Raw genomic sequence first — 21326 nt, 5'->3', positions numbered from 1 at the left:
CTCGCGACGGGGGTGCCGGGCGCGGGGCTTCGGGTCAGCGGGGGCCGACGGTGAAGGGCAGGGCGCCGAGCCCGCCGCTCGTCGCGCGGCGCAGGGCGATCGAGCCGTACGGGGTCCGCAGCCGGAGCCACGTTCCCGAGGACAGCAGCGATACGGGGAAGTGCGGGTCGGCCCGGAGGAAGCCGAGGGACTGGGCCGCGTGGACGGCCCGGAGCGGTAGTTCCGTGGTGCCGACGGGGCGGGACCAGATCTCCCGGCCGATGCGGTCGCGCTCGGCCCGGGTGCGGTGCTCGTCGGGCAGCGCCTCGTCGCGGGTGCGGAATTCCGCGACCGCGGCGGTGAGCGCGACGCGCAGGGCGTCCGGACCCGGCAGACCGGGCAGCTCCCGCCAGGGGCCGCGGGGCGGCAGGACACCGGTCCAGGGCGGCCCGGTGACGGGCCCCGGCAGCGCTCCGGAACCGAAACCGCCACCGCCGCCCGCATCGGCGCCCGCACCCGCGTCGGCCGGCTCCTCGACATCCAGCGATTCGAGGAGTTCCCCGGCCGACACCGTGATGTCGAACGTCTCGGGGTGGGCGAGCCGCGCCGTACGGATCGCGAGGACCTCGAACGACGGCGGCCGGCCGAAGACGGCCAGTGCGTCGCCGCCGCCCGCCTGCAGCCGGACCGCCGCGGCCCGGTCGTAGTGGAGCAGCCGGCCGAGGAAGGCGGCGAGATCCGCCGCCTCCCTCGCGTCGGCGAACTGCGGCGACCGCACGGGCACCGTCATGCTGCGGCGGGCTCCTCTGCCAGGTACTGCTGGAGGAAGAGCTTCTCCTCCGCGGAGATCCGCCGGGGTCGCGCCGCGGCCAGGTCGTACGGCACGACGACGGTCGAGGCGCGCACGTACACCTGCTCGGGGTCCTTGATCTCGTACGAGATCGTCAGCGACGCGGCACCGATCTTCGTGACCCACGACTCGACGGTCACCGGGGCGTGCCGGTGCACCAGCGGCCGTACGTAGTCGATCTCGTGCCGGGCCACCACGGACCCGCCGGAGAACGACGGCGAGCCGTCCCCGGGCGCCAGCCGGAACATGAAGTCGATGCGCGCCTCCTCCAGGTAGCGGAGGAAGACCACGTTGTTGACGTGGCCGAAGGCGTCCATGTCCGACCAGCGCAGCGGGCAGCTGTAGATATGACGAGCCAAGACGATCAGCCTCGCGTGAGCTTCTTGTACGTGGCGCGGTGCGGACGGGCCGCGTCCGCACCGAGGCGCTCGATCTTGTTCTTCTCGTACGACTCGAAGTTGCCCTCGAACCAGTACCACTTGGAGTCGCCCTCGTACGCCAGGATGTGCGTGGCGACGCGGTCCAGGAACCAGCGGTCGTGGGAGATGACCACCGCGGCGCCGGGGAACTCCAGCAGGGCGTTCTCCAGCGAGGACAGGGTCTCGACGTCGAGGTCGTTGGTGGGCTCGTCGAGGAGCAGCAGGTTGCCGCCCTCCTTGAGCGTCAGCGCCAGGTTGAGGCGGTTGCGCTCACCACCGGACAGGACGCCCGCGGGCTTCTGCTGGTCCGGGCCCTTGAAGCCGAACGCGGAGACGTAGGCGCGCGAGGGCATCTCGACCTGGCCGACGTTGATGTAGTCCAGCTCGTCCGACACGACGGCCCAGAGGGTCTTCTTGGGGTCGATGTTGGCGCGGGACTGGTCGACGTAGGAGATCTTGACCGTGTCGCCGACCTTGATGGAGCCGGTGTCCGGCGTCTCCAGGCCCTGGATCATCTTGAACAGCGTGGTCTTGCCCGCACCGTTCGGACCGATGACGCCGACGATGCCGTTGCGCGGCAGCGTGAACGACAGGTCGTCGATGAGGACCTTGTCGCCGAAGGCCTTCGAGAGGTTCTCGACCTCGACGACGATGGAACCGAGCCGCGGGCCCGGCGGGATCTGGATCTCCTCGAAGTCCAGCTTCCGCATCTTGTCCGCCTCGGCCGCCATCTCCTCGTAACGGGCGAGACGGGCCTTGGACTTGGTCTGGCGGCCCTTGGCGTTGGAGCGGACCCACTCCAGCTCTTCCTTGAGCCGCTTCTGGCGCTTCTCGTCCTTGCGGCCCTCGACCTTGAGGCGGGCCTGCTTCTTCTCCAGGTACGTGGAGTAGTTGCCCTCGTACGCGATGGCGCGGCCGCGGTCGAGCTCAAGGATCCACTCGGCGACGTTGTTCAGGAAGTACCGGTCGTGGGTGACGGCGATGACGCAGCCCGCGTACTTCGAGAGGTGCTGCTCCAGCCAGTTCACCGACTCGGCGTCGAGGTGGTTGGTGGGCTCGTCGAGGAGGAGCAGGTCCGGGGCCTCGATGAGGAGCTTGCACAGCGCCACGCGGCGCTTCTCGCCACCGGAGAGGTTGGTGACCGGCCAGTCGCCGGGCGGGCAGCCCAGGGCGTCCATGGCCTGCTCCAGCTGGGCGTCCAGGTCCCACGCGTTGGCGTGGTCCAGGTCCTCCTGGAGCTTGCCCATCTCATCCATGAGCGCGTCGGAGTAGTCCGTCGCCATGAGCTCGGCGACCTCGTTGAAGCGCTGGAGCTTGCCCATGATCTCGGCGGCGCCGGCCTGGACGTTCTCCAGGACGGTCTTCGTCTCGTCGAGCTTCGGCTCCTGCATGAGGATGCCGACGCTGAAACCGGGCGACAGGTACGCCTCACCGTTGGACGGCTGCTCCAGGCCCGCCATGATCTTCAGCACCGTGGACTTACCGGCGCCGTTGGGCCCCACGACACCGATCTTCGCGCCGGGCAGGAAGTTCAAGGTGACGTCATCAAGGATCACCTTGTCGCCGTGCGCCTTGCGCGTCTTGCGCATGGTGTAGATGAACTCAGCCAAGAGAAACCGTCCGGCAGCAATAGAGGTGTGGGCAGATACACCCCATCTTGCCTGACGTCCATCCCCGGACGGAAACCCGTCTCATCGGGGGCCCGTGACCTGCCCTTTCGCCAACCCCCGCTCGCAGTCGACCGGTCACTGCCTGTCGTAGGCGACCGCTGCCGGGCGTCCTCGGGCGGTGGGAATCCCGTAAACGATCTCGCGCAGGGCGGCGGGTGGTGGCCGGGACCGGCCACCACCCGCGCTGCTCACTGCCCGTACGCGACCAGCAGGTCGCTGGCCGGAACCACCACGAGCCCGCCACCCGCTCCGAGCCCGGTCAGCGGCTGGGACGCGTTGTGCTCGTCGGGCTCGTTGATCGGCGCGCCGACGTCGGTGGACCAGACGGACTGACCGGTGGCGCCGTTGAGTGCCCACAGCTGACCGGTTCGGGAGCCGACGTAGACGTATCCGTTGACGACGATCGGCGCGGTACTGATCAGGCCGTCGCCCTCGAACTTCCAGCGGGTGGCCAGGGTGCGGCTGTGCCGCTCCTGAAGGACACCGTCATCGACGAAGTAGCCCTGGCGGCCGTCGAAGGCCGGTGCGGGCGCGTTGCCGGTGGCCCCGTAGGTGCTGCGGACCTTCCCGTCGGCGGCGTTGAGGGCGATGCCGCCGTCGTCGCGAATCCAGACACCGCCGTCGGCGAGAACAGGGGTGCGGCCCCCGCCACCGGAGCAGTCCGTCCGGTGGTGCCAGACCGGGTCGCCCGGCTTGGGGTCGAAGGCGTAGGTCTGCGCGCAGGCGTAGGAGACGTAGACCCCGTTGGCCGTGACGGCGGGCGAGCTGTTGCCCCCGTTCGCGACGGGCTGGGTCCAGAGCACCCCACCGTCGGCTGCGTTCACCGCGTACAAGGTGCCGCCCGAGCCGGCGCCGCCCGTGTACACCACGCCACCGGCGAACGTGGGCGGCGAGGTGAAGGAGGACTGCCCGGGCAGTGTGACGGTCCAGATCTCCTTCCCGGTGGCCGGGCTGAACGCTGTCAGCACACCGTCGTAGTTCTGGGCGTAGAGCCGACCGCCCCCGTAGGCGAGCGCGGACCACCAGGAGGTGCCACCGAGGTCAACGGGCTCCCAGGCGTTCTCGCCCGTGGCCGCGTCGATGGCGTAGAGGGTGGTGCCGTACCCGTCCGGCGAGGCGGCGGTGGCGAAGACGCGCCCACCGGCCACGATGGGGTAGGAGACGCTCCCGCCCAGGTCGCGGGACCACTTCCGGCTGAGCGGCGGCGCGCCCACAGCGGTATCGACGAGACTGCCGTCGTGCCGTGCGTTGATCTGGTAGGTGGTCGAGGCTCCGGTCTGCGTCGACTGCGCGCCGACCGGCGTCACGAGCATGACGAGCGACAGTGCCGCACCGAACAGGACCGCGGTGGTTCTTCGCAGGTTCACTGAGGTATCCCCCATCATCCGGCATCGCCGCGGCGATGCGCGCAGGGCGGACCGGCCGCCAGGTTCAGTGGCCCGCCTCCAGGCCCCATAGTCCCCCCGATGACGTACCAACCGCCTTCTGTTTTTGCCTAGTTGGACATGCCCGAGGACCGTGTTACGCGATCCGGGGCAGGGCTCGTGGCGCTCTGTCGCACCGTCCTGCGGGCACCCCGGAGTGAACCGCGGCGTCGAGCCGGCCGCGTTGCCCGGTACGTGTCGAGCCCGGTACGTGTCGAGCCCGGTACACGGCGGCCCCGGTACGCCGAGGCGCGCCGGGGCCGCTGATCAGCGCACTGGCACAGTGCGCGCATTCTCACTCACCGTCGGTGTGCGGCTTCTTCCGGCGCAGGACGAAGATCGCGCCGCCGCCGACGGCGACCAGGACGATGGCGATGCCCGCGATCATCGGGGTGGCGCTGGAGCCGCCGGTCGCGGCGAGGTCGCCCTCGATCCCCGTCGAGCTGGTGCCGGTGGTGGCCGGGACGGGCTGCTTGGCGCTCTGGATGTCGATGCCGCCGTCACTGTCCTTGGTGCTGCCGCTGGTGGCACAGTCCAGGACGCCCTTGAAGTTCTTGGCGAACCCTCCCGGTCCGGTGATGGTGAAGTCGTAGCCCTGGTCCTCGGCCACCGGGATCGTGACCGTCCTGGTGGTTCCGGCGGCGATGGTGTGCTCGAAACCGGCCAGCTCGAAGGTGAACGGCGCGTCCCCCTTGTTGGCCGCGGTGATGTCCACCCCGCCCTTGGCGCAGTTCTTCCCGGCGGTGAGGGCGGGCACGGCGCCCGTCTCGCCCCAGGTGGCGGTGGCCCGTGCGGAGACCGTGGACTCGCTGGACCCGGCGAGGATCTGGGTCTGGCTCCTGGTCACCCCGGCGAAGGTGCGGCCCACCGGTACGGAGGTGGTGGCCTGGACGGTCAGCGCCGCGGAGCCGTCGGCCGTGTCCTTCGGTATGTCGAAGTAGAGGCGGGCCCCGTCGGCCGCGGCGGTGACGGGCCTGCCTGCCTTGTCGGTGACCTTGATGCCGCTGGCCGCGGCATCGGCGGGCGGCGCCACCGAGACCTGGTCCGCGTCGGTACGGACGGTGACCGGGCCGAGCCGCTCCCCGGCCCGGCCGGAGACCGCGGCGGGCTCCAGCGTCAGGGACGCCTTGGGTTCGCCGACGTTCCTGGCGCGCCGCTCCAGCCAGTCGGCGAGCTTCTCGGCCTGCTTGTCGGAGGCGTTGACGTCGGCGTCGTCCGAGTAGCGCCAGATGGCGACCTGGGTGCCCGCGGCGGCGGTCCGCTCGGTGAGCGGTCCGGTGCCGGCCTCCTCGGCGAGCGCCGCGAGGTCGTCGACCTGCGGGTAGGAGTGCTGGAGGATCCACCGGATCTTGCCGGCGTTCCGGTTGGCCCCGAGCGAGGTCTGGGCCCAGGGGGTCTCCAGATACTTCGCCTGTTCCTGCGTGGGGTTGTGGAGGTCGATGCAGTACGTCTTGAGCTTGCCTCCGCCGTCGACGGTCATCTCGAAGAGCCCGGCGGGCAGCTGCTGCGTCCGGTCCGGCTCACCGCCCCGGCCCTTTGTATGGAGCACGGCGCTGTCGAAGGTCTTCAGCCCGTCCAGCACCGCGGCCGCGCCGCCCTGGTGCTGGGGCGCTTCCTCGGCGGCCGCCCCGCCCGCACCGGCGAGGGTGCCGGCCACGAGGAGACCGGAGACCAACGTCACAGCGCCCAGCCGGGTGAGCCCCGAGCCACGCGTTCTCCCCCCGGCTCTGCCGCGGACGGAGTGCACCACCGTCGCGTCGGACGGCAAGGCGGACGCTGAAGACGCAGAAAACACAGAATTCCCCTCCGGGCGGGCCCTCGCGCATGGTGCGCGTGTGGGGAATGCCCCGCCAGCAGACTCAAGTGCCCCGTGAGTACTGAGGAATCCTAAGGACCGCGACGACGCGCGGTCCCCCGTCTCAGCCTCGGACAACCATTCCGAATCGGAATCGTTATCGCCGGTACAGGCCGCTCACCTGCCATTTCAGGACACCGCCGCCAACTCTGTGGCCTGTTCCGGGCTCTTCCGCGACAGCGCCGGACCTTCCCCAGCGGCACCCTCGCCGCGTGCCGAACTCCCGCCCGGGTCGCCCCCGCCGCGTGCCGGACCGGCCGTCAGCGAGGGCTCCGCCCGCACCACTCGGCGGAAGGCGGCGGTCCCCCGCGTCAGGTCGTGTCCCACCGCCACCGCCTCGATGTCCACGAAGGTCCGCCGCTGACCGTCCCGTTCCTCCTCGCGCACCTTCAACCGGCCGTGCACGACCAGTGGTTCTCCGACCGACACGGATCCGGCGAGATTCGACGCGAGCGTCCGCCATGCCCAGACCGTGTAGAAACTGGTGTGCCCGTCCGCCCAGTGCTGTTTCTCCCGGTCCCAGCGGCGCGGTGTCACAGCGAACCGGAATCGTGCCATCGGGCCGGTGGCCGTCTCCCGGAACTCCACGCCCGTGGCCGCGTTTCCCACCACCGTCACCAAGGTCTCGTTCATTTCCGTCCCCCTCGTCCGTCTTCGTCCCGCCCGTCCTGACTGCTGACTTCATGGTGGACGGAAGAGGGGAATCGCGTCGGAGCCTGTGGACTACCGGCCGGTTGTGGAAAACTCCGTCACCGCCACGTACCGCTCCCGCACCTCGCGGTAGCGCACCAGTTCCGCCGCCACCGGATCCAGGACCCGGGCCCGGCCGCAACCGGCCGCCGCGTCACGCAGCCGCCGCTCCGCCTCCTGCCCGTACCGTCGTGCCGGTCCCCTGGCGGCGGCCGCGCACGACCACTCCACCAACGGCCCGCCGACGACTCCGGCCAGCATGACCAGCGCGGGGGTGACCAGGCCCGGTTCCAGGACTCCGACGATCTGGCCGAGCAGCCACAGCCCGCCGAAGATCTGGAGCAGGGTCATCGACGCCTGGGCCAGCACGGCGGCGGGCCACCACTTCGGGCGCGGCGGCCGCATGCCCCGCCCACCGAGCGGGAGCCCAGTGGGCGCCCCGGTCCGTGCCTCCTTGCCCGCCCCGGTCCGTGCCGCTCTGCCCGCACCGCCGGACGTCTCCGGGCCGCCCTCCTTCGCGGTCCGGCTCCCCGCGCCGGCTCCCGCCTTCACCGCCAGCTCGTCCAGCGCCTCCGAGAGCCCCTTCGCCCCGCTCACCGCCGCCTCGCGCACGGCCTGCGCCCACGGGGCGGGCAGCCCGTCGGCGGCGTCGTCCGCGACGGTCCGTACCGCCTGCTCCACCCGCTGCCTGGCGGTCAGCTCCTCCTCCGGCGGGGCCAGGGCCTGCGCCATCCGGTCCAGGCTGCCCGGCTGCCGGGACGATTCGTACCAGCGCCACAGCCGCAGCCACGGAGTCCCGCAAGCCCGCCCGGCGTTCCTGCGCCACTCGCGTTCCGCCGCCTGTCCGGCGGCGGCCGCTCCGACGGCCTCCGCGAGCCGGTCGGTGAACTCCTCACGGGCCCGCTCGCCGAGGTCGGGCCGCCCCTCCGCGACGTACACCGGCCTCAGCCGTGCCGCCGCGGCGTCCACATCGGCGGAGAGCCTGCGGGCGGCGGCCGTGCGTTCCTGGACGAACCGGCCGAGCATCTCGCGCAGTTCGACCACCCCGTCACCGGTGAGCGCGGACAGGGACATGACGGTGGCGCCGGGTTCGCCGTGCTCGCCCAGCGCCATGCCGTCCTCGTCCAGCAGCCGCCGCAGATCGTCCAGAACCAGATCGGCGGCCTCGCCGGGCAGCCTGTCGATCTGGTTGAGGACGACGAAGGTGACCTCCGCGTGCCCGGCCAGCGGGCGCAGATAGCGTTCGTGCAGGGCGGCGTCGGCGTACTTCTCCGGGTCGACGACCCAGATCACCGCGTCGACCAGCGCCAGCACCCGGTCCACCTGTTCGCGGTGGCCGCTCGCCGCCGAGTCGTGGTCGGGCAGGTCCACCAGGACGAGCCCCTGAAGCGCCTCGTCCGCCTCCGTGCCCCCCTGTTGGGGCCTGCGCCGCAGCCGCCCGGGAATCGCGAGCCGGTCCAGCAGTCCGGCGGCGCCGTCGGTCCAGCTGCACGCGATCGGCGAGGCGGTGGTCGGCCTGCGCAGCCCGGTGTCGGAGATCTGGACGCCCGCGAGCGCGTTGAACAGGGTCGACTTCCCGCTGCCGGTGGCTCCGGCGATGGCCACGACGGTGTGCCGGGAGGAGAGCCGCTGCCGGGCGGCGGCCTCGTCCAGCACCCGCCCCGCCTCGGCGAGCGTCCCCTGATCGAGCCGGGCCCTGGAGAGCCCGACCAGTTCGCGCAGGGCGTCGAGTCGCGTACGCAGGGGGCTGCCGGACCCCACGTACGCCTCGACCTGCGGGCGTACGTCGTCGTCCGGCGCGCTCTCCGGCTCGGTGTCCTCGCGGATGACCACCGCCGCGCGCCGGGCGATGAGCCCGTCGTCCCAGCGCCCGTCCACCGCCTGCGCCCCCCGCGCCCCCTTGCCCGCGCCCGTGCCCTGGCCTGCTTCCTGGCCCCGGCCCGAATCCTGCCCCTCGTCCTGCCCCGGGCCCCGCCCGTGGTCCTGGTCCTGGCCCTGGCCCTGGTCCTGTCCCGTGACGGCGGTCATCGCTGCCACCTCTCCTTCTGCAGTACGGAAAGCGCGGCAATCAGTTCGGCCTGTGGTTCCGGGGCGACGTCGAGCGCGTCGAGCGGGGCGAGCCGCCGGTCGCGTTCGCCGTTCAGCACCTGGTCGAGATAGCCGGTCAGCAGCGCGCCGCCCTTGTCGCGGAGCCGCAACGCGCCCTGCGCACCGATGCGTTCGGCGAGCTGCTCCCCCGCGGTACGGGCCCGGCGCCCGCCGAGCAGGGCGGCCGCCAGCAGCGCGGCCACGGTCTCGGGATCGGGTGCGGCGTTGCGTTCCAGCAGCCGTACCTCTTCCTCCGCCAGCTCTTCGAGTACCCGCCGCCACCGTCGTACGGCCATGGAGATCCGTCCCTCGATGTCCTCGGCGGGCCCCCATCCCCCGGCTTCCCGGCCGGCGCTCTCGAAGCGGAAGAGACCGGCGGACGGATCGCGCTGCCAGGTCGTACGGATCTGCTCGTCGGCGGCGGCCACGGCGCACTGGAGGAGCGCCACCAGGCTGTCCACCAGCGCTTCGATGAGTTCCCCGGCGGAGCTGTCCAGCGGATAGCCGCGCCACCGGGTCCGCGCGCCCCCGGCCAGTACGGCGCCGCTCTGGAGCCTCCGGCGGATCCGGGACTCCTCCTTCCGGTACGCCTCCTCGACCACCCCGGTCAGCCGTACCGCCGCCGCGTACTGTGCGGCGACGGCCCCGGCCAGCCCGGGGACGCGTACGTTCAGCGACTCGATGACCCCGGCCGCCGTGCGCCCCACGGCCTGCTGGCGGGCGGCCGGATCCTGGACGCGGTGGGTGAGCCAGGCGCGCAGCGGGGCGACGGCGGTGGTGGGCAGCAGCCCGCTGCCGCCGCCCGCGGACTCGGGCAGCTCGGGGATGGTGAAGCGCGGCACCTCCCCCAGGCCCGCCCGGGTGAGCAGCGCCGCGTACTGGCGGGACACCTCGGCGATCACCTGGTGCGGCACCCGGTCGAGCACGGTGACGAGGGAGGCGTCGTACTCCTTCGCGGTGCGCAGCAGGTGCCAGGGCACGGCGTCGGCGTACCGCGACGCGGTGGTCACCATCACCCATACGTCGGCGGCGCAGATGAGCTCCGCGGCGAGGACCCGGTTGCGTACGACGAGGGAGTCGATGTCGGGGGCGTCCAGCAGCGCGAGTCCGCGCGGCAGCGTGGCCGCGGTCTCCACCCGCAGGGCGGTTCCCTCCTCGTCCCCGGCCGCCGCGAGGTCGTCGAGCCCGTCCGGGTCCGGGGCCCGACCCGGCGGCAGCCAGATCCGGGTCAGCTGCGGGAGCACCCGTACCCCGGCGAACCAGTGGTGGTCGTCCGGGTGGCAGACGAGCACCGGTGTCCGTGTGGTCGGCCGCAGCACGCCCGCCTCGCTGACCCGGCATCCCACGAGTGAATTGACGAGCGTCGACTTCCCGGCCCCGGTGGACCCTCCGATGACCGCGAGCAGCGGCGCTTCGGGGTCCTTGAGCCGTGGCACCAGGTAGTCGTCGAGCTGTGCGAGCAGTTCCACCCTGGTCTGCCGGGCCCGCGCGGCCCCGGGAAGCGGGAGTGGAAGACGCACGGCGGCGACACGGTCGCGCAGGGCGGAAAGTGCGTCGATGAGCTGAGGCCGTACGTCCATGGTCACCACATGCGAAGAATGCCCAATTTTGGCGCCTTTTTGAAGCGTATAGGCACCTCTGCGCGGCGGTTCCACCCTCCGGACAGAGGGGACGAGTGGGGCGCAGGCATAACGAGTGCACAACACCCGTGGCGTCAGAGGCCAAAAGCGGTGCATAAATCGCACCTACCTGCGATTATCGGTTCGCTTCACCGAACCTCCACATCGTGCCACGCAGGTGAAGCAACCGGGTCGAGGGGATCGGAGCCCTATCCTTGTCCCGGCAAGGCCACGGACCCACCCGATCACGGGCTCCGGGCCGACGAGGCCACCACCCGGCCCCCGTAGCTCAGTGGATAGAGCAGGCGCCTTCTAAGCGCTTGGCCGCAGGTTCGAGTCCTGCCGGGGGCGCTTCGCGCCACAGCTGGTCCGGCCCTCCTTCGGGAGGGCCTTTTTGCTGGTCCGGGGCACGCTAGCGAGTGCGGCGTAGCGTGGGCGTAAGCGTTGGCTGTGCCATCGGCGGGACGATCGAGGCCCCGGCGCCGTCGCAACCGGTCGTCGCGAACCGGTCGCCGCGAGGCGGAGTTCAGCGCGGGCCGCGGCTTCGCTCCGCGCAGTCGACCAGTACCGGCAGCGCCTTCTCCAGATTGCCGTGCCGGTCGGCGAAGGGCAGCCGCAGGTGGTGGCGGAACCCGTCGACCGCCGAGAAGGCGGGACCGGGAACGATCAGGACGCCCGCACGGCGGGCGAGTTGGGCGGTGGCCTCGGCGTCCGCGCCGGGGATCTCCGCCCAGAGCGCGGAGCCGCCCGCGGGGCGCTCCCAACGCCAGCCGGGGGCATGGGCGTGGAGGAGCCGTTCGGTCTCCGTGAGGCGCTCGCGCAGCTGGGAGCGGCGGTGGGCGCGGGCTTCGGGCAGCTGCCCGAGCAGTCGCACGGCCAGCATCTGGTCCACCACCGGACAGGACAGGTCGACGGACTTCTTGATGTCCGCGAGACGGTGGACGACGGTGGTGGAGGCGCGGATCCACCCCACCCTCAGGCCGCCCCAGAAGAGCTTGGACAGGGTGCCGATGGTCGCGGTGGCGGCGGGTGGCAGCCGGGACGCCAGGGAGACGGGCGCGGTGTCGTGGCCCAGGGCCAGTTCCGCGTAGGCGTTGTCCTCCACCGCGTACACGCCGTGTTCGGCCAGTGCGGCCGCCCAGCGCAGCCGGGTGTGCTCGTCCATGCCGCGCCCGGTGGGGTTGTGCACGGACGGCTGGAGATAGACGAGGCGCGGGCGGATGTGGCCGGCCAGCCGGTCCAGCGCCGCCGGTCCGTCGCCATGGGAGGACGCGGCGGGCAGCGGGACCAGCCGGGCGCCCCGCGAACGCAGTGCTTCGAGCGCCCCGCGGTACGTCGGGTCCTCGACGACCACCGTGTCCCCGGGCTCGACCAGCCCCTGGGTGATCAGCCAGACGGCCTGCTGGGACCCCGCGGTGACCAGGATCTGTTCCGGTGACGTCGGCAGCCCCGCGGACCGGTGGTACTCGGCGATCGCCTCCCGGAGCTCCGGCAGCCCGTACGGAAGGTAGCCGTCACCGGCCAGCGCGGTGGTGAGGTCCCCGGCGGTCAGGGCGCCGACCGCCGCCGCGACCGCGGGCAGGCCGTCCAGTGCCCCGCTGGACAGGTCGATGCCGCTCTCCCTGGCCCCGAAACTGGCCAGGCGGCCCTCGGACGCGGGTTCGCCCACCACCCCGGACCGCCGCAGCCGGGACCCGCTGCCGTGCCGGCTCTCCAGCCGTCCCTCGGCTTCCAGCATCCCGTAGGCGGCCGTCACCGTACTGCGGCTGACGCCGAGCGCCGCCGCGAGGGCGCGCTGCGAGGGGAGCACCGTGCCGGGGGCCACGTCGCCGCGCTGGGCCAGTTCGCGCAGCGCGTCGGCCAGCAGCCGCGGCATCGCTCCCGTACCCCCTTCGGACCAGCCGGTGAGCAGACGTGACAGGCGGGTGGGAGGAATCCGGTCCATCCGCCCATCATCCCGCGCCGCAGGCCAATTGCCCTCAAGTGGTGTGGGCGGGCCGCGGGTGCCGGGCGCAGGATCGAGGAACCGTTCGTTCAAGGGAGAAAGAACATGGCGACCGTGGTGCTGGTCGGGACTCTGGACACCAAGGGTGCGGAGTACGCGTGGCTCGCGACGCGGCTGCGCGCGTCCGGCTGCGATGTCGTGACCGTCGATGTGGGGGTGATGCCGCTGCCGGACGGTGCGCCCGCCGGTGACATCGAGGCGGCCGTTGTCGCCCGCCGCGCCGGGCACGACCTTCAGGCGCTGCGTGCCGCCGGGGACCGTGGCGCGGCCGTGGCGGCCATGGCCGAGGGCGTCGAGCGGGTCGTCGGTGATCTGCACCGCGAGGGACGGCTGCACGCGGTCCTGGCGGTGGCCGGCAGCGGGGGCTCGTTCATCGCCGCCCGTGCCATGCGGGCGCTGCCCGTCGGGGTGCCGAAGCTGCTGGTGTCCACCATGGCCGGCGGGAATGTGGCCCCGTACGTGGGCAGCAGCGACATCACCATGATGTACAGCGTGGTCGATGTGGCGGGCATCAACTCGGTGTCGTCCCTGATCCTGGGCAACGCGGTGGCCGCCGCCGCCGGGATGGCCGCCCACCACGAGCGGATGCTCGCCCGACCGCGGTCCGAGGGCCGCGAGCTGATCGGTGCCAGCATGTTCGGCGTCACCACACCGGCCGTCGACGCCGCCCGTCGGCGCCTGGACGAACTCGGTTACGAGGTCCTGGTCTTCCATGCCACAGGAGCGGGCGGGCAGGCCCTGGAGAAGCTCGCGGCGGGCGGGTTCCTGGCCGGGGTCCTGGACCTGACCACCACCGAACTCGCGGACGAGCTGGTCGGCGGTGTGCTGAGCGCGGGGCCCGACCGGCTCACCGCGGCGGGCCGGGCGGGCATCCCGCAGGTGGTCGCCCCGGGCGCGCTGGACTTGGTCAACTTCGGCGCTGCGGAGACCGTTCCGGAGCGTTTCGCCGGACGCCACCTGCTCGTGCACAACCCCACTGTCACCCTGATGCGCACCACGGCCGACGAGATGGCGCTGCTCGGCACCGCCGTCGGAGACAAACTGGCCGCGGCGGGCGGCCCGGCGGCGGTCTTCTGGCCGTTGGGCGGCGTCTCCGCGGTGGACGCCCCCGGCGGTCCCTTCCACGACCCCGCCGCCGACGCGGCCGGGCTGGCGTCCCTGCGCTCGGCCCTGAAGGACAGCACCGTCGAACTCCACGAGTTCGACGCCCATCTGAACGATCCGGCTTTCGCCGTCGCCGCCGCCGACCACCTCCACCGGCTGATCACCGCCCACGCCCGCACGGCCGCGGACGCCTGAGTCCCCGTCCGCTCATCCGGTCCGCCCGCCTGCGGCGTACCCGACGAATCACCTCGACCGAACAGGAGCCCCTCGTGGACCGCAAGCTAGCACTGGGCCGCCTGACCGCCCAGGTCAGCGCCGGTAGAGCCGTCATCGGAGCCGGTGCCGGAACCGGCCTGACCGCCAAGTGCGCGGAGGCCGGCGGCGTCGATCTGCTGATCATCTACAACTCCGGCCGCTACCGGATGGCCGGCCGCGGCTCGCTGGCGGGCCTGCTGCCGTACGGCGACGCCAACGCGATCGTGCTGGAGATGGCCGGTGAGGTCCTTCCGGTCGTACGGGACGTGCCGGTGCTCGCCGGGGTGTGCGGCACCGATCCCTTCCGGATCATGGGCAACTTCCTCGACCAGCTGAAGGCCGTCGGCTTCACCGGCGTACAGAACTTCCCCACGGTCGGGCTGTACGACGGCACGTTCCGGGAGAACCTGGAAGAGACCGGTATGGGCTTCGGCCTGGAGGTCGACATGATCCGCCAGGCCCATGAGCGCGACCTGCTGACCGCCCCGTACGTCTTCGACCCGGACCAGGCCGCGGCCATGGCCCGAGCCGGTGCGGACGTGCTCGTACCCCACGTCGGGCTGACCACCAAGGGCGCCATCGGTGCCACCACCGCGCTCACCCTGGACCAGGCCGCGACGGCCGTGCAGGACATGCACGACGCCGCCAAGCGCGTCAATCCGGACATCATCGTGCTCTGCCACGGCGGGCCGATCGCCGAACCCGAGGACGCGCGCTACGTCCTGGACCACACCTCGGGAATCGCCGGATTCTTCGGCGCCTCCTCCATGGAACGGCTCCCCACCGAGCGTGCCGTCACCGAGCAGGCGCGCGCCTTCAAGGCCCTCTCGCTGGACTGAGTGCTGAGTGCTGAGAACTGAGTACTCCAGGACTCCTCACCCCTGGATCCGTCGGTTCCGGATGTTTCCCCGCCGCCCGGCCGCCCTTCGTGGGCGGCCGGGCGGAATCGTTTCCCGAAGAGAATATCCGGGCGCGTATCCGGGCGCGTATCCGGGCGCGTATACGAGATTTCCTCAACTCCCTCTGTTTTGACGCGAACTAGAGAGGTGACTCGGGTAAGCATTCAGCCGTACCCGCCAGTAGAGAAAGCCTCTCCCGCAACACAAATCATTTCTCCACCACTTGCACCCCGGAATGGGATTTCGCCACTCCCGCAGAACACGTCAACCACATCAAAGATCTGGTCGAGTTCCGTCGCGCCGCCGTGCGGAATCCCGGGCCCCGTACCGATCCTCCCTGCCTGGTCACCCCCGCTTCACCGCCTCTTCTCAACGTTGGGGTTGACACCGCAAGTTGGTCTAGTCCAACTTAGTGACACACACGTTCGGCGGGGTGAAGGCCGGGGGACGGACCCTCGCCGTACGAAAGAAGCAGCAGGCCAGCAGTGTGAGTTGACCCTGCGTGTGTCGACGACGAGGTCGATCGTGCGCGTTGACGACGGGTCGGCTCCGCAGGTGCCTGTCCTTGCCGACGATCTGCGCCGGGCGCCAAGAACGAGGAGGGGGAGGGCTCCGGTTCAGCCTGTGCGGCGAACCGTCACCGCACTGCGGGACAGCCTCGTACGACTCCCGTCCCCGGACGGCTCATCGTCGTCGCGCAAGTGGCGGAACGAGGCCGGAAATCCGCCCCGCACCGGGGCGGACCGAGGAAGAACACCTGCCGGACGGCATTCCGTCCCGACGGCCGACCCCACCCGCAGCGAGTGAATCAACGGCAGCCGGCCGTGCGTTCACTGCGCCCTGAAGCGGTCGTGTGAGCCGTTCTCCACTCAGACCATTTCGCTCCACCGAATCCACCGAAGCCGCATTTTCGAGCCGAATCCCGTTCTCCGCGCCGATTCCGTCCTCCGTACCGAATCCGGTGATGCTCCGCGCCAACGGCGCGAGCCGACGGGGAGCGGTCGATCCACTCATCCACAGCACTTTCGAGTCTTGGAGTGATTGCATGCCGACGCCTGACCAATATCTGCATCGAGCCTCCTCGGACATCCCGTACTTCAGCGCGGACACCGAGACCTACCTGGCGCAGACACCGCTGCGTGATCTACGGAAGTCACGTCCGCTCCGGGTCCTGTCCGAGGAGGACTTCGCCTTCTGGCAGACCTATGGATATGTCGTTGTCGAGCAGGCGATACCCGCCGACGCGGCGAAGCGCCTGCTCGATTTCACCTGGGACTTCCAGGGGCTCGACCCGGCCCGCCCGGAAACCTGGTACTCCGACCGGGAGTTCCGGTCGGACCTGGACAGAGAGCTGCACATCTACGGATTTGTCGAGGCGTACCACCACCAGCTCATCTGGGACAGCCGCCAGAGCCGGCGCGTCTACGACGCGTTCGTCGATGTGTGGGACTGCGAAGAGCTGTGGGTGACCCTGGACCGGCTCAATCTCAACCCGCCGAACATCAAGGACCGTGACCGCGCGCATATCGCGCCCACGGACGAGGGGTTCGACATCGAGCTCCACTGGGATATCGACACCACACTCGGTGTGCTGCCGCAGCGGGTCCAGGGGATCATCGCGCTGAGCGACACACAGCCGGAAGAGGGCGGTTTCCAGTGCTCGCCCGAGCTGTTCCGTCGCTTCGAGCAGTGGAAGGCCGTTCAGCCGGAGGACCGGGATCCCATCAGGCCCGCTGCCGACCGGGCGGAGTTCCCCGTGGTCCGGCCCGCGCTCAAGGCCGGTGACCTGCTGATCTGGAACGGTCTGCTCGCCCATGGCGTGGCGCGCAACACCTCGGAGCAGGGCGTGCGGGCGGTCCAGTACCTCTCCATGATGCCCGCGCTGGAGTCGGACCAGGAGCTGACCCGGTCCCGGGTGGATTCCTGGCGTCATCTCAGTACGCCGGACTGGAACAAGACGCTGGTCGGCGACGCGGCGAAGCATGAATCCCTCAGATACGGCACTGCCGAGCTGAACGATCTCGGCGCGAAACTGCTGGGGCTCGAATCCTGGAGTGGGAAAGAAGCCGACACCGCACCGTCGACGGGAGAGCCGGCATGCGCAAAGTCTGTCTGACCCTTCCCACGAACAGGCCCTGCACGGCCACGATTTCCGCGATCGGCGAGGAAGCGGCCTACGCGGCGGAGCGTTTCGGGGTCGAGGTGCATCTGCTGATCCTCGACTCCTCCGACGCGCCCACGCGTGCCGAACACGGCCGGGCCGTGGCCGGGCTGCCCCGCACGGCGAACGTGATCACGCACCATCTCGGTGAGGCGGAGCAGCGGGACTTCCTTCGGCGCGTGATCGACCGCGCCGACGTCCCCAAGCCCGACCTGATACGCGATCTCATGCTGCCCGACGACGTGTCCTACGGCGCCTGCACCAATCGCGCGTTCCTGATCGCCTCCGCGCTCGGCTGCCTGTCGGTTCACCGCCGGGACTCGGACAGCACCTATCAGGTCCTGAACGGCGCGACCGTGTTCCCCATTCACCACGAGCTGATGTCTCTGGGGAAGCGGGCGGCCGACGCGGCTCAGGGAGTGTCCGAGACCACCCTGGATCCGGAACAGGCCCACCGACCGGTGGCGATGGTGGGCAGTTCGTTCGTGGGTGAACTGTCCGTGGACATCGGTGAGATCCAGCAGCTCGACCGCGAGATCTATCACGATGTGGTCAGCCTGTGGGCCCCCGCCGAGTGGCCGGACGAGAAGAAGCGGCAGCTGGTCGACGAATCCTTCCGGGGCGCCGGAACGGAACCGTTCGACGGCGATCACTCGATCCTGACCACGGTCGACCCCATGCGGGTGGACATGTGCAACATCAGTTTCCACCACGAGGTGTACGAGCGCATGCCGCTGCCGCCCGCGACCAATACCATCGGCAGCGATTACTTCCTCATGCACGTGGTTCATGACGCGCGATTGCCCGGCGTCCTGCACAACCGCAACATCGTGAATTTCTATACCGCCGAGCGGAGAACCGACTCCGGGTTCATCGCTTATCAGATGCGGCTGACGAAATTCTTCCTGTCGATGCTCTACTTCAATTTCATCTACGACAGGATGACGGAAGCGGGCGAGAATCTGCTCGACGGCCAGGACCACGTCCGCGCTGCCACGCTGGTGGACATCATCAGGGAAAGCACCGGGCTGGCCAGGGACGAGAACGTGGAGCGGCTCAGCAGCCTCGGACAGTCCTACGGGAAACTGGGCGGCAGATATGCCGCGTTCGCCGAGATCCTGGCCGCGAGCGGCCCGCGGCTGCTCGACGAGGCCCAGGCCGACATCGATGACTTCGCCCTCCTGACCGAGGCATGGGGACCGCTGACGCACGCGAGCAGGTCCACCGGCCTTGACCGAATTCCCCGGTAGACGGACCGGTTTATCACTCATGCATGCACACACGCATATGCGCGCCGCTCTGGCTGCCGCCACCGAGGACCAGATCATCTTCGATCTCGCCGGGATCGAGGACCGATACGCAACGCTGTTAAGCGAATTGCCCGACATCTCCGTCCGGTTCGCCATGAAGGCATGTCCGGTGGACGAGGTGCTAACCACCCTGGCGAACAAGGGCGCCGGCTTCGACGCGGCAAGCCCCGAAGAGATCGCACAGGCGGTCAGGACCGGCGTACCACTCGACACCATCCACTACGGCAACACCATAAAGTCCGACCGGAACATCATCGACGCCCACCGTCTCGGCATCCGGGACTTCGCGACCGACAGCCTTCAGGACGTGGCCGCGGTGGCCGTGCACGCGCCCGGTGCGCGCGTCTTCTGCAGGCTCGCCACCAGCGGGGACGGGGCTCTCTGGGGCCTCAGCAAGAAATTCGGATGCTCGGGTGCGGACGCGGTGCTCGTGATGGAAGAGGCGCGATCGCTCGGCCTGACCCCGGCCGGTCTGTCCGTCCACGTCGGCTCGCAGCAGATGACGGCCGAAGCCTGGCAGAGCGCTTTCGAGACGCTTGCCGACGTGCTCGCGGACCTGAACCGGCGCGGAATCCAGCTTGATCACATCAATCTCGGTGGTGGTCTGCCCGCCCTCGGATATCGCGACAGGCGCGGGATGCAACTGGATCCCCCGATGGACAAGATATTCGCCGTGCTCCGGGAAGGCATGGAGCACCTCAGGTCGGTTTCGGAATCCCCGCTGGATTTCGTCATGGAGCCGGGGCGCTATCTGGTCGCCGACCACGGGGCCATCAGGGCACACGTCTCCCGGATGTCGTCGCGGCAGCAGCTGGACGGTGAACGCCAGAACTGGCTTTATCTGAGCTGCGGGAAGTTCAACGGCCTTTACGAGATGGACGAGTTGCAGTACCGGCTGGAATTCCCTTCCCACGGCGAGGCGGAATACGTTCCCGCGGTCGTCGCGGGCCCCACCTGTGACAGCGACGACGCCTATGCCTTCACGGACAGCCTTGTCCAGGTGCCCGGGGCGGTGGCATCAGGGGACGCTGTCTGGATTCTCTCCTGCGGGGCCTATGTCACCAGCTACATGACCCAGGGGTTCAACGGTTTCCCTCCACTTCCGTACACGTGGATACGCGGCGAGGACCACGGTCGGAAGGGTCTGGAGTAGATGGTCGACGACATGCGCGTACGGCACATCCGTGACAGCGACTGGGACGGCATCGTCGCCCTGGAAGCCGGTGCCTACACCGACAGTTCACTGTCGGAGGGACGTGCCGCGCTGGAGTCCAGGGCGTGGGCTTCGCCGGCCACCTGTTTCGTTCTGGAGGGCGGGCTTCCGGAGGGTGAGCGGCGGATAGCGGGCTATGTGCTGGCGCTGCCCTATCCGATGTACCAGTACCCGGATCTGGCGCGGAGCGAGGACGTCATCTTCCGCTCGCGCAATCTGCATCTGCACGATCTCGTCATCGCCGAGGAATTCCGCGGCAGGGGGCTGGCGAAGCGTCTGCTCCGGCCGCTCACGGAGTCGGCCAGGTCGATGTCGTACGAGCGGATCTCCTTGATCGCCGTCGAGGGCAACGAGAGCTTCTGGTCGGCAAACGGCTACCACCCCCATCCGCACGTCACGCTGCCCGGGACCTACGGCACGGACGCCGTGTACATGTCCAGGACATTGCACGGCGGGCGGGCCGAGAAGTCACCGTTCACCGACGATCCGCCGCCCGGGTCGCCATCGCAAGACGAAGTAGGTTGATTCACATGTTTCGCGTTCGCGATCCATTCCGCCAAGCACAGCTGGCGATCGCAGCGTTGTTCTGTCTGCTCGGGTTCCAGTACGCCACCTGGGCATCACGGCTTCCCACGCTCAAGACACAACTCGACCTGAGCGACGCGGAACTGGGCCTGTTGCTGATGGCCTGCGGTGCGGGCGCGGCGGCGTCCTTCCCGCTGGTGACCGTGTTGATGCAGCGCATGGGCTCCCGGCAGCTGGCGTTTCTGTCGTCCCTCTGTCTGGGCGCGCTCCTGCTGGCGTTGGCCGCGGCACCGAACTATCCGGTCGCTCTGCTGATCATCTGCTGCGACGGTGTCGCTGTCGGCTGCCTGAACGTCGCCATGAACGCGCAGGGCGCTGCGCTCGAAGTGGAGTACCAGCGCACCACCATGTCCAAATTGCATGCGACGTTCAGTGCCGGGTCGTTGCTGGCCGCGCTCCTCGCGTCCGGTATGCACCTGGTGACCTCGGACCTGGCGGCACATTTCGGGGTGGCCGCCGTGCTGGTTCTGCTCCTGGTCGGGTTCGCACGGCCGGGACTGCTGCGGACGGACCAGCAGCCCGCGAAGAAGGACACCGATCCCGGTCGCCGCCGGAAACTGACCATGCCGGCGCGCGTGACGCTGTGGATGGGGTGCGCGATGGCGTTCGGCACCGTGACCGAAGGCGCCATGAACGACTGGTCGGCGCTCTATATGAAGGACGTCGTGAACGCGGCGGCCGAACTCGCGCCCATGGGCATCGCCGTCGTCTCGGTCATGATGGTGCTGGCCCGCGTCTTCGCCGACGGCTGGCGTACCCGCTGGGGTGACGGGCCCATCGTCCGGGCGGGCAGCGTGCTGGCCGGTGCCGGGCTGACGCTCGCCCTGCTGGTGGGGGGCGTGGTGCCGACGCTGATCGGGTTCGCCTGTGTCGGGCTGGGCATCGCGGCCGTGACCCCGTGCATCTATGTGGCGGCGGCGAAGAAGGGCCCGGACGCGTTGGCCCTGGTCGCCGCCATGGGTACGACCGGTCTGCTGGCCGGGCCCGCGGCGATCGGCTTCATAGCGAGTGCCAGCAGCCTGGTGTGGGGCATGGGCGCCGTGGCCGCCGCGGCGCTGCTCGTGGCCCTGTGCGCCACGCAGATCCGCTGGACGGCGTTGTCCGAGAGCTGACTCCCGCGGTCCTGGGGCCGCAGGACAGGGGCATCACCCCTGTCCTGCGGCCCTTTTGGCGTCCGGCCCACCGCGGCGCCGCCCGCCT

16 protein-coding genes and 1 tRNA gene are annotated in these 21326 nt (G+C 70.2%); 8 read left to right on the top strand and 9 right to left on the bottom strand.

The window, feature by feature from the left end; genetic code table 11:
- Window positions 1–34: 34 nt before the first annotated feature.
- The 8 genes from OG413_RS18135 to OG413_RS18100 form a co-directional block, all read right to left on the bottom strand.
- Window positions 35–769: a hypothetical protein gene (locus OG413_RS18135; RefSeq protein ID WP_266806817.1), complete on the bottom strand. Its 735-nt coding sequence runs from the start codon at window positions 767–769 to the stop codon at window positions 35–37.
- The gene (locus tag OG413_RS18130; RefSeq protein WP_073723307.1) at window positions 766–1188 is read right to left on the bottom strand and encodes a thioesterase family protein; all 423 of its coding nucleotides are present in this window, start codon (window positions 1186–1188) and stop codon (window positions 766–768) included. The genes OG413_RS18135 and OG413_RS18130 overlap by 4 nt, the downstream gene beginning before the upstream one ends.
- A gap of 5 nt (window positions 1189–1193) precedes the next feature.
- Window positions 1194–2858 (bottom strand): energy-dependent translational throttle protein EttA, encoded by a 1665-nt coding sequence (gene ettA, locus OG413_RS18125; protein ID WP_266806815.1) that lies wholly within the window; start codon window positions 2856–2858, stop codon window positions 1194–1196.
- 248 nt (window positions 2859–3106) lie between these two features.
- On the bottom strand, window positions 3107–4285 hold the full coding sequence (locus OG413_RS18120; RefSeq protein WP_266806813.1) for a PQQ-binding-like beta-propeller repeat protein: 1179 nt from the start codon (window positions 4283–4285) through the stop codon (window positions 3107–3109).
- A gap of 352 nt (window positions 4286–4637) precedes the next feature.
- A complete protein-coding gene (locus OG413_RS18115) occupies window positions 4638–6032 on the bottom strand; it encodes an LAETG motif-containing sortase-dependent surface protein (protein WP_266810222.1) in 1395 nt (464 codons plus the stop codon).
- 294 nt (window positions 6033–6326) lie between these two features.
- Window positions 6327–6830 carry a single-stranded DNA-binding protein gene (locus tag OG413_RS18110; protein ID WP_266806811.1) on the bottom strand — a complete coding sequence of 168 codons (504 nt, stop codon included), beginning with the start codon at window positions 6828–6830 and terminating at the stop codon, window positions 6327–6329.
- Window positions 6831–6920: 90 nt separating this feature from the next.
- The gene (locus OG413_RS18105; protein ID WP_266806809.1) at window positions 6921–8915 is read right to left on the bottom strand and encodes a GTPase; all 1995 of its coding nucleotides are present in this window, start codon (window positions 8913–8915) and stop codon (window positions 6921–6923) included.
- The gene (locus OG413_RS18100) at window positions 8912–10555 is read right to left on the bottom strand and encodes an ATP-binding protein (RefSeq protein ID WP_266806808.1); all 1644 of its coding nucleotides are present in this window, start codon (window positions 10553–10555) and stop codon (window positions 8912–8914) included. Before OG413_RS18100 ends, OG413_RS18105 begins: the two co-directional genes overlap by 4 nt.
- Window positions 10556–10872: 317 nt before the next feature.
- Here OG413_RS18100 and OG413_RS18095 point away from each other — a divergent pair.
- A tRNA-Arg gene (locus tag OG413_RS18095) sits at window positions 10873–10945 on the top strand.
- A 175-nt stretch (window positions 10946–11120) separates the two neighbouring features.
- On the opposite strand, the gene OG413_RS18090 is transcribed toward OG413_RS18095, so the two are convergent.
- Window positions 11121–12539, bottom strand: coding sequence for a PLP-dependent aminotransferase family protein (locus OG413_RS18090; protein ID WP_266806806.1), 1419 nt, complete (start codon window positions 12537–12539; stop codon window positions 11121–11123).
- 105 nt (window positions 12540–12644) lie between these two features.
- On the opposite strand from OG413_RS18090, the gene OG413_RS18085 reads away from it, so the two are divergent.
- The 7 genes from OG413_RS18085 to OG413_RS18055 all read left to right on the top strand — a co-directional run bounded on the left by OG413_RS18085 (window position 12645) and on the right by OG413_RS18055 (window position 21238).
- Window positions 12645–13898, top strand: coding sequence for a Tm-1-like ATP-binding domain-containing protein (locus tag OG413_RS18085; protein ID WP_266806805.1), 1254 nt, complete (start codon window positions 12645–12647; stop codon window positions 13896–13898).
- Window positions 13899–13972: 74 nt separating this feature from the next.
- Window positions 13973–14797: a phosphoenolpyruvate hydrolase family protein gene (locus tag OG413_RS18080; RefSeq protein WP_266806803.1), complete on the top strand. Its 825-nt coding sequence runs from the start codon at window positions 13973–13975 to the stop codon at window positions 14795–14797.
- 1105 nt (window positions 14798–15902) lie between these two features.
- Window positions 15903–16973: a phytanoyl-CoA dioxygenase family protein gene (locus tag OG413_RS18075; protein WP_266806802.1), complete on the top strand. Its 1071-nt coding sequence runs from the start codon at window positions 15903–15905 to the stop codon at window positions 16971–16973.
- Window positions 16955–18268, top strand: a complete 1314-nt coding sequence (locus OG413_RS18070) for a DUF6271 family protein (RefSeq protein ID WP_266806801.1) — start codon at window positions 16955–16957, stop codon at window positions 18266–18268. Before OG413_RS18075 ends, OG413_RS18070 begins: the two co-directional genes overlap by 19 nt.
- A gap of 37 nt (window positions 18269–18305) precedes the next feature.
- A complete protein-coding gene (locus OG413_RS18065; RefSeq protein WP_266806800.1) occupies window positions 18306–19481 on the top strand; it encodes a type III PLP-dependent enzyme in 1176 nt (391 codons plus the stop codon).
- Window positions 19482–20066, top strand: a complete 585-nt coding sequence (locus OG413_RS18060) for a GNAT family N-acetyltransferase (RefSeq protein WP_266806799.1) — start codon at window positions 19482–19484, stop codon at window positions 20064–20066. It abuts the gene before it with no gap.
- A gap of 5 nt (window positions 20067–20071) precedes the next feature.
- Window positions 20072–21238, top strand: coding sequence for an MFS transporter (locus OG413_RS18055; protein WP_266806797.1), 1167 nt, complete (start codon window positions 20072–20074; stop codon window positions 21236–21238).
- Window positions 21239–21326: the final 88 nt, after the last annotated feature.

The organism is Streptomyces sp. NBC_01433 (assembly GCF_026340105.1).
In the GTDB taxonomy this organism is placed as follows: Bacteria; Actinomycetota; Actinomycetes; order Streptomycetales; family Streptomycetaceae; genus Streptomyces.
This window is presented reverse-complemented; position numbering and strand designations above follow the sequence as displayed.